Genomic DNA, 13,164 nt, shown 5'->3' on the forward strand with positions numbered 1-13,164 from the left:
TCAGGCCTGTGCTGCGTCGTAGAACAGCTCGTTGCTGCGTTGTTCGACCAGTGCCTGCTCGATGGCCGCCTGGTGCACCTCATCGGCGTGCTCTTCGCGCGCTTCGGGCTGGATACCGAGACGGGCGAACAGTTGCATGTCCTTGTCAGCTTGCGGGTTGGCGGTGGTCAACAGCTTCTCGCCATAGAAGATCGAGTTGGCGCCAGCCATGAAGGCCAGGGCCTGCATCTGTTCGTTCATCTGCTCGCGGCCAGCGGAGAGACGCACGTGGGACTTGGGCATGAGGATGCGCGCTACCGCGAGCATGCGGATGAAATCGAACGGGTCGACGTCTTCCTCTTCGGCCAGCGGTGTACCAGCGACCTTGACCAGCATGTTGATCGGTACCGACTCCGGATGCTCCGGCAGGTTGGCCAGCTGGATCAGCAGGCCGGCGCGGTCATCGAGCGACTCGCCCATGCCAAGGATGCCACCGGAGCAGATCTTCATCCCCGCATCGCGCACATAGGCCAAGGTCTGCAGACGCTCGGCATAGGTGCGGGTGGTAATGATGCTGCCGTAGAACTCCGGCGAGGTATCCAGGTTGTGGTTGTAGTAGTCCAGGCCGGCGTCTGCCAGGGCTTTGGTCTGCTCTTGATCGAGCTTGCCGAGGGTCATGCAGGTTTCCAGCCCCATGGCCTTGACGCCTTTGACCATCTCCAGGACGTAGGGCATGTCCTTGGCCGACGGGTGCTTCCAGGCAGCGCCCATGCAGAAGCGGGTGGAGCCGATGGCCTTGGCCCGAGCGGCTTCTTCCAACACCTTCTGCACTTCCATCAGCTTCTGTTTTTCCAGGCCGGTGTTGTAGTGGCCGGACTGCGGACAATATTTGCAATCTTCCGGGCAGGCGCCGGTCTTGATCGACAGCAGCGTGGAAACCTGCACGCGGTTTGGGTCGAAGTGCGCGCGATGCACGGTCTGCGCCTGGAACAGCAGGTCGTTGAACGGCTGCTGGAACAGGGCCTTGACCTCGGCCAGGGACCAGTCGTGACGTGTTGTTGCAGTTGTGCTGGCGCTCATCGGTGTTTCCTTGTTTAGGCTCTTGCTGGCGCCGGGACAGGAAAGTCCGCCAGCGCATCACGGATAGCTCGCATACTCATGGAAGGCCCATGCACTGTCAACCACTCGCAAAACACTTGGTTTACAAGTGTATAAATATTAGCCAGCACTGTTTGCTCTGTGACGAGCCCGCCGACCAGGCCTATCCCCTGTGCACCGAATGCGAGCACGCACTGCCCTGGCTGGACGATCACTGCATCCGATGCGCCCTACCCCTGCCGATGGCCGGTTTGACCTGCGGCCATTGCAGCCGCTATAGGCCGGCCTTCGACCACGTCGTGGCGCCCTGGTACTTCGGATTTCCCATCGACACGCTGGTGAGCCGTTTCAAGCATCACAGCCAGTGGCCGCTTGGCCGATTGATGGCCCGTTTGCTGGGCCAGGCGCTGTCGCATCGCTTCGCCGAGGGGCTGGCAAAACCTGACCAGTTGTTACCCGTACCCCTGGCTGCTCGTCGACTGCGCCGACGAGGGTTCAACCAGGCTGCCTTGCTGGCACGGTGGTTATCCGCGCAAGTGAACATCCCGTGCAACGAGCAATTGCTGCGCCGGCCCCGCGACACCCCTGCCCAACAGACCCTCGGCGCCAAGGCCCGGCAGCGCAACCTGCGCCAGGCGTTCGGGCTCGCACCCGATGCCCGGCTCGATGGCCTTCACCTGGCCATCATCGATGACGTATTGACCACTGGCGCCACCGCCCAGGCCATCGCCACACTGCTGCGCAAAGCCGGTGCCCGGCGGGTCGACGTGTATTGCCTGGCGCGCACGCCCAAACCAGGGCAGGAGTGAGTGGTACTGGCACCATCGCAGGGAGGGCACCTTGTCTTGACTTGCCAACAGGCCACCGGCACCGTCACAGCATCTTCACCGAGACCGACCTCCGTCATGTCACTACCTGCCCTGCTCACCCAGCACATCGCCCGTCGTCCTCAGCGCATCGCCTTGCTGCAACATGTTGCCGAACAAGGTTCGATCACCCGCGCTGCCAAGGCGGCCGGCATCAGCTACAAAGCTGCCTGGGACGCCATCGATGAGCTCAACAACCTGGCCACCCAACCCTTGGTGGAGCGCAGCACGGGCGGACGTGGGGGTGGCGGTGCGCGTCTGTCGGCCGAAGGCGAGCGGGTGTTGCGCCTGTATCAACGTTTGCAAACCCTGCAGGCCCAGTTGCTGGACGCCGCCGAAGAAAGCAGTGACCTCGATCTGCTCGGCCGCCTGATGCTGCGCACCAGTGCCCGCAACCAGCTGCAAGGACGCATCAGCGGGTTGCGCCGCGAAGGGCGGCACGACCGGGTCAGCCTCGATCTTGGCGGCGGGTTACAGATCGAGGCGCTGATCACCCGAGGCAGCACCGAGCGTCTGGAGCTGACGCTCGATACCACCGTGGTCGCGCTGCTCAAGGCCGGCTGGGTGCAGTTGCTCCTCGAGGGCGATCACGTCGAAGCGGGCAGCAATTGCCTTATGGCCACCGTCGAACAGGTACTGACCGATGAAGACGGGCCCAGCGAAGTGCGGCTGGTGCTGGGTAACGGGCAGACCCTGTGCGCCTTTGCCGATGAGCACTGGCTTACACAGCATGAGCTGGATGCCGGTAGCCAAGTGCGTGTGCAGTTTCATCCCTCTTATGTATTGCTGGGGGTTCCGGTGTAACAGGGCCAGGGCAGCCTCTGGTCAACCTGCGCTACCATGGCACCTTATCCTGCCGCCGTGCCCGGAGCCTTCATGTCCCACCCCTTCGACACCCTCACCCCCGACCTGGTCCTGGACGCCGTGGAAAGCCTGGGCTTTCTCAGCGATGCCCGGGTGCTGGCCCTCAACAGCTACGAGAACCGGGTCTACCAAGTGGGCATCGAAGGCGCGCAACCGCTGATCGCCAAGTTCTACCGCCCCGGACGCTGGACGGACGATGCGATCCTCGAGGAACACCGCTTCAGCGCCGAGCTGGCCGAATGCGACGTACCGGTGGTAGCTCCCCTGCTGCACGAAGGCCGCAGCCTGTTCGAACACCAGGGCTTTCGTTTCACGCTGTTTCCTCGCCGAGGCGGCCACGCACCGGAGCCGGGCAACCTCGATCAGCTCTACCGCCTGGGCCAACTGCTCGGACGCCTGCACGCGGTCGGCGCTGCCCGCCCCTTCGAGCACCGCGAAACGCTGGCGGTGGATAACTTCGGTCATGCCTCGCTGAACACCTTGCTCGAAGGTAACTTCGTACCCAAAGAACTGCGACCGGCTTTCGAATCCGTTGCCAGGGACGTGCTGCAACGGGTCGAACGCCTCTACGCCCGCACCCCGCATGAAATGATTCGCCTGCACGGCGACTGCCACCCAGGCAACCTGATGTTCCGCGATGAGGCCTTCCATATCGTCGACCTGGATGACTGCCGCATGGGGCCTGCGGTCCAAGACCTGTGGATGATGCTCGCCGGCAGCCGCGAGGAGCGCATGGGCCAGTTGGCGGAGCTGATCGACGGCTACAACGAATTCCACGACTTCGACCCGCGCCAACTGGCCTTGATCGAACCGCTGCGTGCCCTGCGCCAGCTGCACTACAGCGCCTGGCTGGCCCGGCGCTGGGACGACCCGGCATTCCCGCCGAGCTTCCCCTGGTTCGGCCAGCCGCGTTACTGGGGCGATCAGATCCTCGCCCTGCGCGAACAGATCGCAGCGCTGGATGAAGAACCGCTGAAATTGTTTTAGAAGCGACAGGTGGTCTGTCTACAATAGGCGTGCAGTATTTAGTTACCTAAGCAAGGACTCTCCATGCACGCCGCCAACCCGCGCCGCGGGTACATCCTGGGCCTGAGCGCCTACATCATCTGGGGCCTGTTCCCCCTGTACTTCAAAGCCATCCAGAGCGTCCCGGCGGTGGAAATCATCGTCCACCGCGTACTCTGGTCGGCGCTGTTCGGCTCGCTCCTGCTGCTGGTCTGGAAGCACCCGGGCTGGTGGCGCGAACTGCGTGAAAACCCGCGCCGCCTGGGCATCCTGGCCCTGAGCGGGGCGTTGATCGCCGGCAACTGGCTGACCTATGTGTGGTCGGTGAACAACGGACGCATGCTCGAAGCCAGCCTGGGTTACTACATCAACCCCTTGGTGAACGTCCTGCTGGGCATGTTGTTGCTCGGCGAGCGCCTGCGTCGCCTGCAATGGCTGGCGGTGGGCCTGGCGGCGGTGGGTGTGGCCCAGCAGGTGTGGCAAGTCGGCAGCCTGCCGTGGGTGTCGCTGGTGCTGGCGTTGTCGTTCGGCTTCTATGGCCTGATCCGCAAACAGGCACCGGTCGCAGCCCTGCCTGGCCTGGTGGTGGAAACCTGGATGCTGGTCCCCCTGGCCGCCGGTTGGCTGCTCCTCAATCCAGAGGCGACCAGCGCCCATGCCAGCTTCTACACCAGCAGCGAAGCCCTCTGGCTGATGGCAGCCGGGCCGGTCACCCTGGTTCCGCTGGTGTGCTTCAACGCCGCCGCGCGTCACCTGCCCTACACCACCCTGGGCTTCCTGCAGTACCTGGCGCCGACTCTGGTTCTGCTGCAGGCGGTACTGCTGTTCGGTGAACACCTGTCGTCCAGCACCCTGCTGGCGTTCGTCTTCATCTGGGCAGGCCTGGCCCTTTACAGCGTGGATGCCTGGCTGAGCCTGCGCAAACGCGCCTGATCAAAAAACGAACAACCCGCTGCAAGCCACGTACGACGTGGCCTGCAGCGATGTCTCCAAAGGTTATCCACACCCTCGTCCCCGCGCTTTGTGCACAACGCACTGAAATCTGGACATTTTTTGCTCAAAGCGCCGGAAGCCCTGACAAGCCTGGGCTACAGCGGTGCACCCCCAGGTTATCCACAGCGCCGCCCCCACGAATCTGGGATAACCCTTCCACGGGATTACCCGCCAGCATTCACTCTTCGGGCCGCAACTTCAGCTCGACCATCAGATCATCCGCCAGGCTCTCCAGCCGCCGTTGCAGGTCATCCAGGGATAACGTCAGCGGCAGCGCCAACAATGCATCGGCACAAAACAGCGGCTCGCTGCTCATCGGCGCCGGGCGCACCTCGGTCGTGAAGCGCTCCAGATTCACGCCCTGCTCGGCCAGCAACCGGGTGATATCGCGCACGATCCCGGGCCGGTCGTTGCCCACCAGCTCCATGGCGATCGGTTTCCAGGTGCAGGAAGGCTCGATACCGCTCTCGGCGATCAGCACGCGAATGTCGTGGCTGGAAAGCTTTTGCAGGGCCTCCACCAAGTCGTCATAGGACTCGGCCGGCACCGCCACACGCAAGATCCCGGCAAACTGCCCGGCCATCCGCGACATACGACTCTCCAGCCAGTTACCGTTATGCTCGGCGATGCATTGAGCGATACGCTCGACCTGCCCGGCTTTATCGGGGGCGATCACTGTCAGTACGAGATGGTCCACGGGGCCGCTCCTGAGCTCTGCTGTTAGGTCTAGGACACCGCTGCGCGCGGCGAAATACGGGGGCATCGCCTCAGTATAGGCAAGGCGCGGCAACCTGCCGCAGGGCGGTTCGCACAACGAATCGTGTACTGTTTCAAGATTTATCTGGAACAATCCACCTGTTTTTTGCGAACATATCCTCTCCCAGCGTGACCATACGCGACCGATTGGTCGCACAACGACGCTTTTAGTCTGATGTTCACCAGCCTACTGCCTCATGTAGTATGCCTCGGTGCGGACTACAAAACGTCGTTTGGATGTCTGCCAAGGCGCCTGTGAAAATACGCAACCCGCCCGCCAGCCCGTCTGGCGAGCCGCACCCAGCCGCGCTCAGACGAGGGCAAGTACTGGTGCCGTGTTTAGAGAAGCGCTACAGGCTTAATACAGAAGAGCGAAATAGCTGAGCAGAGTGAGGCAAGCAATGACTGGATACGTTCAAGTCGGTGGCCTTCAGGTCGCCAAGGTCCTGTACGACTTCGTCAACGACGAAGCCATTCCAGGGACCGGCATCGTCGCCGAGCAGTTCTGGGCCGGTGCGGAAAAGATCATCAATGACCTCGCTCCAAAGAACAAAGCCCTGCTCGCCAAGCGCGACGAACTGCAAGCCAAGATCGATGCCTGGCACCAGGCACGCAAAGGCCAGGCCCATGACGCCGTGGCCTACAAGAGCTTCCTCCAGGAAATCGGCTACCTGCTGCCACAAGCCGACGATTTCCAGGCCACCACCGAGAACGTGGACGAAGAAATCGCCCACATGGCCGGCCCACAGCTGGTCGTGCCGGTAATGAATGCCCGCTTCGCCCTCAACGCCGCCAACGCTCGTTGGGGTTCGTTGTACGACGCACTCTATGGCACCGACGCCATCAGCGACGAAGGCGGTGCCGAGAAAGGCCAAGGCTACAACCCGGTCCGCGGCAACAAGGTCATTGCCTTCGGTCGCGCCTTCCTCGACGAAGCCGCGCCCCTGGCGGCCGGCTCCCACGTCGACTCCACCGGCTATCGCATCGACGGTGGCAAGCTGATCGTCGCCCTCAAGGGCGGCAGCAACAGCGGCCTACGCGACGACGCTCAGCTGATCGGTTTCCGTGGTGATGCCAGCGCCCCGACCGCCATCTTGCTCAAGCACAACGGCCTGCACTTCGAAATCCAGTTCGATGCCAGCACCCCGGTCGGCAGCACCGACGCAGCCGGCGTGAAGGACATCCTGATGGAGTCGGCTCTGACCACCATCATGGACTGCGAAGACTCCGTCGCCGCGGTCGATGCCGACGACAAGGTCGTGGTCTATCGCAACTGGCTGGGCCTGATGAAAGGCGACCTGTCCGAAAGCGTGACCAAAGGCGGCAAGACCTTCACCCGCACCATGAACCCTGACCGTGAGTACACCGCAGCCGCCGGTGGCACCGTCACCCTGCACGGTCGTTCGCTGCTGTTCGTGCGCAACGTCGGTCACTTGATGACCAACCCTGCGATCCTCGACGCCCAAGGCAACGAGATTCCCGAAGGTATCCAGGACGGTCTGTTCACCAACCTGATCGCCCTGCACAACCTCAAGGGCAATACCACCCGCAAGAACACCCGCACCGGCAGCGTCTACATCGTCAAGCCGAAGATGCACGGTCCGGAGGAAGTGGCCTTCGCCGCCGAGATCTTCAGCCGCGTCGAAGACCTGCTGGGCATGAAGCGCAACACCGTCAAAGTCGGCATCATGGACGAGGAGCGCCGTACCACGGTCAACCTCAAATCCTGCATCAAGGCTGCCGCCGAGCGCGTGGTATTCATCAACACCGGCTTCCTCGACCGTACCGGTGATGAAATCCACACCTCCATGGAAGCCGGTGCCGTGGTGCGCAAAGGCGCCATGAAGAACGAGAAGTGGATCGGCGCCTACGAAAACAACAACGTCGACATCGGCTTGGCCACCGGTTTGCAAGGTCGCGCCCAGATCGGCAAGGGCATGTGGGCCATGCCGGACCTGATGGCCGCCATGCTTGAGCAGAAGATCGCTCACCCACTGGCCGGCGCCAACACCGCCTGGGTACCGTCGCCGACCGCCGCCACCCTGCACGCCCTGCACTACCACAAGGTCAACGTGCAGGAGCGTCAGCGCGAGCTGGCCAAGCGCACACCGGCTTCGGTGGACGACATCCTGACCATTCCGCTGGCGACCGACACCAACTGGTCGGAAGAAGAAATCCGCAACGAGCTGGACAACAATGCCCAGGGCATCCTGGGTTACGTGGTCCGCTGGATCGACCAGGGCGTAGGCTGCTCCAAGGTGCCGGACATCAACGATGTCGGTCTGATGGAAGACCGCGCCACCCTGCGTATCTCCGCCCAGCTGCTGGCCAACTGGCTGCGCCATGGCATCGTCAGCCAGGAGCAGATTCTGGAAAGCCTCAAGCGCATGGCGGCGGTGGTCGACAAGCAGAACGCCGGCGACGCCCTGTACCGCCCGATGGCACCGAACTTCGATGACAACATCGCGTTCCAGGCCGCTATCGAGCTGGTCATCGAAGGCGCCAAGCAGCCGAACGGCTACACCGAGCCGGTGCTGCACCGTCGTCGCCGCGAGTTCAAGGCACGCAACGGGCTGTAAAACCTTTTGGGGCCGCTCTGCGGCCCCAATGCTTTATTCGATGCCCAGTTCCTTTCTCACCAGCTCCAGCAACCTGTCCAGGTCCACTGGCTTGAGCAGGAAATCCACCACCCCAAGGTGCATCACGTCCACCGCCTCCTTCACATCGGTGTCGCCCGACACCACGATGATCGAAAGCGCCGCACACTGCGATTCACGCACCTGCCGAATCAGTTCCAGCCCGTCCTTGGGCTCCATGCGCAGGTCGGTGATCATCAGGCCGATGTTGGCCCTGCGCTTGAGCAGGCTCAGCGCCGCCTGGGCACCGTCAGCAGTGATGCAGTCGATTCCCTTGGACTTGAGGTAAAGACACAACGCTTCACGGTTCGCGTCATCATCGTCCACGACCAGCACCCGTTGCGCCGGCGCAGCCGGAGCGGTCAGCGTGGCCAATGCCTCGCGCTCGTCGTCACTGAGGATGTCGTCATGCTCGGCCATGTTCATCTCGTCAAAAAAATCCCGTTCTAAGAGTTCAGACCGCAAAACAACGCTATGCAAGGCACCTTTCGTCGTCTATTTGACACCCAGGCGCCTGCCAGGCAGGGCGTGCCGTGCCTTATAGACTTACGTCCAATGGGCACCGCAAGGCCAGCGGCCGACCATGGAGCCTTAGAACAACAGGGCCTGCGCCTAGTGCCCCCTAAATGCGGTCAGTTCCATGAGCAAGAAGGACGCCTACAGCCAGGCCGGCAGAACGGCAGTGCTGCAGAACATCCAGGGTACCCTGCAGTTCCTGCAGCGCTTCCCGCCGTTCAATCAGATGGAGCCCAGCCACCTGGCTTACCTGGTGGAGCAATGCCAGCTGCGCTTCTACGCCAGCGGCGAGAGCATCATCAAACCGGCCGACGGCCCGGTCGAACACTTCTACATCGTCAAGCAAGGCCGAGTGGTCGGCGAGCGCCAGCACGTCACCAAGCCGGGCATGGAAACCACCTTCGAGATCGCCAGTGGCGAGTGCTTTCCCCTGGCAGCGCTGCTGGGCGAGCGGGCCACGCGCACCGAGCACCTGGCCGGTGAGGACACCTTCTGCCTGCAACTGGACAAGAGCGCGTTCATCCGCGTGTTCTCGTTGTCCGAGCCATTTCGCGATTTCGCCTTGCGTGGCGTCAGCAGCCTGCTCGACCAGGTCAACCAGCAAGTACGCCAGCGCGCCGTGGAAACCCTGGGGACCCAGTATTCCCTCAATACGCCGCTAGGCGAGCTGGCCATGCGTCACCCGGTGGTGTGCACACCGGACACCCCTTTGCGCGAAGCCGTGGGGCTGATGCACGAACAGCAGGTCGGCAGCATCGTCATCGTCGATCCACAGCGCTTCCCCCTTGGCATCTTCACCCTGCGCGACCTGCGCCAGGTAGTGGCCGACGCCAGCGCCGAACTGACCGCGCCGATCGAGCGCTACATGACCGCCCAGCCGTTCTACCTCAGCCCCCAGGCCAGCGCCTTCGACGCCGCCATGGCCATGACCGAACGGCATATCGCCCACGTCTGCCTGGTGGATAACCAACGCTTGTGCGGCGTAGTGTCCGAGCGGGACCTGTTCTCCTTGCAACGGGTCGACCTGGTGCACCTGGCCCGCACCATTCGCCACGCCCCACGCCTGGAGAACCTGGTATCGCTGCGCGGCGAGATCGGCCAACTGGTCGAACGCATGCTTGCCCACGGCGCCTCTTCGACGCAGATCACCCAGATCATTACCCTGCTCAACGACCATACCGTGTGCCGGGTAATCGAGCTGGCCCTGGCCGAGCGCGGCGATCCGGGCGTGCCGTTCAGCTGGCTGTGCTTTGGCAGCGAAGGCCGCCGCGAGCAGACCCTGCACACCGACCAGGACAACGGCATTCTCTTCGAAGCCAATGACGCCGCCGAGGCCGAGGCGATTCGCGCCCGACTGCTGCCACTTGCCCAGTACATCAATCAGTGCCTGGCCCAGTGCGGCTTCACCCTGTGCAAAGGCAATGTCATGGCCGGCAATCCCGAGTTGTGCCTGTCGCGCAGCGAATGGGCGCGCCGCTTCGCCGGTTTCATCCGTGAGGCCAGCCCCGAAAACCTGCTGGGTTCGAGCATCTATTTCGACCTGCGGGTGGTCTGGGGCGACGAACAGGGCTGCGAACAACTGCGCCGCGGTATTCTCGAGCAGGTCGCTGACAACCGTATCTTCCAGCGCATGATGGCCGACAACGCCCTGCGCCAACGCCCGCCGGTAGGCCGCCTGCGCGAGTTCGTGCTGACCCGTCAGGGCAACGACAAGGCCGCGACCCTCGACCTCAAGGTCCAGGGACTGACCCCCTTCGTCGATGGCGCACGCCTGCTGGCGCTGGCCAATGGCATCAAGGCCTGCAATACCCTGGAACGTCTGCGCCACCTGGTAGCCCGGGGCATCATCGAGCCACTGGATGGCGCCGCCTACGAGGAGGCCTACCACTTCATCCAGCAGACCCGCATGCAGCAGCACCAGCGCCAAAGCCGCGACAACCTGCCCTACTCCAACCGGCTCGACCCGGACAGCCTTAATCACTTGGACCGACGCATCCTGCGTGAGTCCCTGCGCCAGGCTCAGCGCCTGCAAAGCAGCCTGGCCCTGCGGTACCAGTTATGAGCCTGTTCGCCTGGCTGCGACCGACCCAGCCGTCGCTGGACGCCGACTTGTGCCAGCGCATTGCGCGTCTGCCCAAGACCACGCCGACACTGGGCGTGCTGTCGTTGCGCGAGCAGCGCTGGGTGGTGCTGGACCTGGAGACCAGCGGGCTGAACGTCAACCGTGACCAAGTGCTGTCGATCGGCGCGGTCGCCATCGAGGATGGCGCCATCGATTTCCGCCAACAGTTCGAGCGCACCCTGCACCGCCCGGCGCAGAAGACCAACCCCAGCGTCCTGATTCATGGCCTGGGCCCCAGCGCCCTGGCCGCTGGCTGCGACCCGGCCACTGCACTGCTCGACTTGCTGGAATTCATTGGCGACAGTCCCGTGCTGGCGTTTCACGCCCCCTTCGACCAGCGCATGCTGGCTCGCGCCCTGAAGGACAGCCTCGGCTATCGTCTGCAGCATCACTTCTTCGATGTGGCCGACATGGCCCCGATGCTCAACCCCGATACCGTGCTGCGCGAAGCCAGCCTGGACGATTGGATCGCCCGCTTCGGCCTGCAGGCAGAAGAACGCCATCACGCCAGCGCCGATGCCCTGGTCACAGCCGAACTGGCCCTCATCCTGCTCAGCCAGGCCCGCCGCCAGCAGCTCGACAGCCCCCTGCAGCTGAACCTGCGTCTGCAGCAGTGGCGCCGGCGCAAGACCCAGCAATACAGCTTGTAGCCCCTACATCGCTCGCGTCTGCTCGTGCGCGGATGGACCCGCTCCCTTGGCTCGCAGGCCCCAGGGGAGCCTGACCTCCTGTGTGGAGGCAAACCCGCCTTCACAATCCGATCAGCGTCAATTGCACCGGGCACCTCCGCTCTGCCACAATCGCGAATAATTATCGTTAGTTAACGCATTCTTTTCGGGGGACGCTTCTTGTCGTCTGCGCAGAGCCCACATGCCCAGCTGGTCGGTACGCTGTACCGCGACCATCGCACCTGGCTGCTGGCCTGGCTGCAACGCAGCACAGCCTGCCGCCAGCGTGCCGAAGACCTGAGCCAGGACACCTTCGTGCGCCTGCTCGGTCGCGAGCACCTCGACGTTCCGCGCGAGCCCCGTGCCTTTCTGGTCGCCGTGGCCAAGGGCCTGCTGTTCGACCACTTCCGCCGTGCGGCTCTGGAGCAGGCCTACCTGACCGAGCTGGCCAGCCGGCCCGAGGCCGAGCAGCCTTCCCCAGAAATCCAGCACCTGATCCTCGAAGACCTCAAGGCCATCGACCGGCTCCTGGGCAAGCTGTCGAGCAAGGCGCGGGCGGCCTTCCTGCACAATCGCCTCGATGGCATGGGCCATGCCGAAATCGCCGAGCGCTTGGGCGTGTCGGTCTCACGGGTGCGCCAGTACATCGCCCAAGGCATGCGCCAGTGCTACGTGGCGCTCTATGGAGAGCCGACGTGAACACCAAGCCCGTATCGGCCAAAGTGCTGGACGCCGCCATTGCCTGGAAACTGAGCCTCGATGGCGGCGACGGCACCGCAGATGAACGCATCGAGTTCATGCGCTGGCATGCCGCCAGTGAGGAACATGCCCGTGCCTGGCAGCAACTGGGCATGCTCGATCAGCGCGTCAGTGCCGCGGCAGGCCCGGCACGCAAAGCCCTGGTGCAATCGCGAGCAAGTTTGCGCCAGCGGCTGGGCAGGTTCGGTGGCGGCCTGGCTGGTTTGCTGCTGGTAGGCGCACTGCTGATCGGTGTTGGTGCACCTTCGTTGTCGCCGGGCTACTGGCTGGCCGACCAGCGCACCGGCACCGGCGAGCTGCGCACCCTGCGCCTCGAAGACGGCACCGTGCTGAGCCTCAATACCAGCACTGCGGTAGACATCGACTTTACCGGCACGCAGCGGGTCATCGTCCTGCACCAAGGCGAGATTTCCGTCGAAACCGGCCATAGGGATGCCCGTCCGTTGCTGGTGCGTACCGATGATGGCCGCCTGCGACCGCTGGGAACGCGATTTCTGGTCAAGCGCGAAGGCGACGGCACCCGCCTGGAGGTGCTCAAGTCCCAGGTAGCGGCCAGGCCACTGAACAGCAGCGATGAGCAGGTCCTGCGCGAAGGCCAGCAGGTACTGATGACCGCCGACGGTCTTGGCCAGGTCGACCCCATCGCGGTCGGTGCCGATGCCTGGACCCGCGGCATGCTGGTCGTGGACAACGTACGCCTGGCCGATCTGGTCGCCACGCTCGCCCACTACCGCAACGGCCACCTGGGGGTTGCCGCCGAAGTGGCCGATCTGCGTGTGAGCGGCAGCTTCCCGCTGACCGACACCGACCTGGCCCTGGCATCGCTCACCCCGGCGTTACCGGTGAAGATCGAGCTGCATACGCCGTGGTGGGTGACCGTCACCGCCAAATAGACTCACGAC

General features: G+C 63.6%; 12 protein-coding genes. 9 read left to right on the top strand and 3 right to left on the bottom strand.

The features are described from left to right. Positions 1–1,059: a biotin synthase BioB gene (gene bioB, locus BLS27_RS18970; protein ID WP_043212657.1), complete on the bottom strand. Its 1,059-nt coding sequence runs from the start codon at positions 1,057–1,059 to the stop codon at positions 1–3. Between the two features lie 89 nt (positions 1,060–1,148). On the opposite strand from bioB, the gene BLS27_RS18975 reads away from it, so the two are divergent. The 4 genes from BLS27_RS18975 (at position 1,149) to rarD (ending at position 4,745) form a co-directional block, all read left to right on the top strand. Further along, entirely contained in the window at positions 1,149–1,886 is a 738-nt protein-coding gene (locus BLS27_RS18975; protein ID WP_090346262.1) for a ComF family protein, read from the top strand. A gap of 96 nt (positions 1,887–1,982) precedes the next feature. After that, entirely contained in the window at positions 1,983–2,747 is a 765-nt protein-coding gene (locus BLS27_RS18980) for a TOBE domain-containing protein (RefSeq protein WP_043212653.1), read from the top strand. 72 nt (positions 2,748–2,819) lie between these two features. Continuing rightward, on the top strand, positions 2,820–3,794 hold the full coding sequence (locus tag BLS27_RS18985) for a serine/threonine protein kinase (protein ID WP_090346265.1): 975 nt from the start codon (positions 2,820–2,822) through the stop codon (positions 3,792–3,794). A gap of 63 nt (positions 3,795–3,857) precedes the next feature. After that, on the top strand, positions 3,858–4,745 hold the full coding sequence (gene rarD / locus BLS27_RS18990) for an EamA family transporter RarD (RefSeq protein WP_090346268.1): 888 nt from the start codon (positions 3,858–3,860) through the stop codon (positions 4,743–4,745). A 238-nt stretch (positions 4,746–4,983) separates the two neighbouring features. Here the strand turns inward: rarD and BLS27_RS18995 are convergent, their stop codons facing one another. Further along, positions 4,984–5,502 carry a glycine cleavage system transcriptional repressor gene (locus BLS27_RS18995; protein WP_043212645.1) on the bottom strand — a complete coding sequence of 173 codons (519 nt, stop codon included), beginning with the start codon at positions 5,500–5,502 and terminating at the stop codon, positions 4,984–4,986. Between the two features lie 460 nt (positions 5,503–5,962). Between BLS27_RS18995 and BLS27_RS19000 the strand changes: the two genes are divergently transcribed. Further along, positions 5,963–8,140 (top strand): malate synthase G, encoded by a 2,178-nt coding sequence (locus BLS27_RS19000; RefSeq protein ID WP_090346271.1) that lies wholly within the window; start codon positions 5,963–5,965, stop codon positions 8,138–8,140. Positions 8,141–8,173: 33 nt separating this feature from the next. On the opposite strand, the gene BLS27_RS19005 is transcribed toward BLS27_RS19000, so the two are convergent. Continuing rightward, on the bottom strand, positions 8,174–8,623 hold the full coding sequence (locus BLS27_RS19005; RefSeq protein WP_232092056.1) for a response regulator: 450 nt from the start codon (positions 8,621–8,623) through the stop codon (positions 8,174–8,176). A 214-nt stretch (positions 8,624–8,837) separates the two neighbouring features. Here BLS27_RS19005 and BLS27_RS19010 point away from each other — a divergent pair, with 214 nt between their 5' ends. The 4 genes from BLS27_RS19010 to BLS27_RS19025 all read left to right on the top strand — a co-directional run bounded on the left by BLS27_RS19010 (position 8,838) and on the right by BLS27_RS19025 (position 13,155). Beyond that, positions 8,838–10,775 (top strand): DUF294 nucleotidyltransferase-like domain-containing protein, encoded by a 1,938-nt coding sequence (locus tag BLS27_RS19010; RefSeq protein WP_043212641.1) that lies wholly within the window; start codon positions 8,838–8,840, stop codon positions 10,773–10,775. Next, on the top strand, positions 10,772–11,485 hold the full coding sequence (locus tag BLS27_RS19015; RefSeq protein WP_090346277.1) for a 3'-5' exonuclease: 714 nt from the start codon (positions 10,772–10,774) through the stop codon (positions 11,483–11,485). The genes BLS27_RS19010 and BLS27_RS19015 overlap by 4 nt, the downstream gene beginning before the upstream one ends. Before the next feature lie 198 nt (positions 11,486–11,683). Next, a complete protein-coding gene (locus BLS27_RS19020) occupies positions 11,684–12,202 on the top strand; it encodes an RNA polymerase sigma factor (RefSeq protein ID WP_090346280.1) in 519 nt (172 codons plus the stop codon). Then, positions 12,199–13,155, top strand: coding sequence for a FecR domain-containing protein (locus BLS27_RS19025; RefSeq protein ID WP_090346283.1), 957 nt, complete (start codon positions 12,199–12,201; stop codon positions 13,153–13,155). Before BLS27_RS19020 ends, BLS27_RS19025 begins: the two co-directional genes overlap by 4 nt. Positions 13,156–13,164: the final 9 nt, after the last annotated feature.

This window comes from Pseudomonas guariconensis (assembly GCF_900102675.1).
Taxonomy (GTDB): domain Bacteria; phylum Pseudomonadota; class Gammaproteobacteria; order Pseudomonadales; family Pseudomonadaceae; genus Aquipseudomonas; species Aquipseudomonas guariconensis.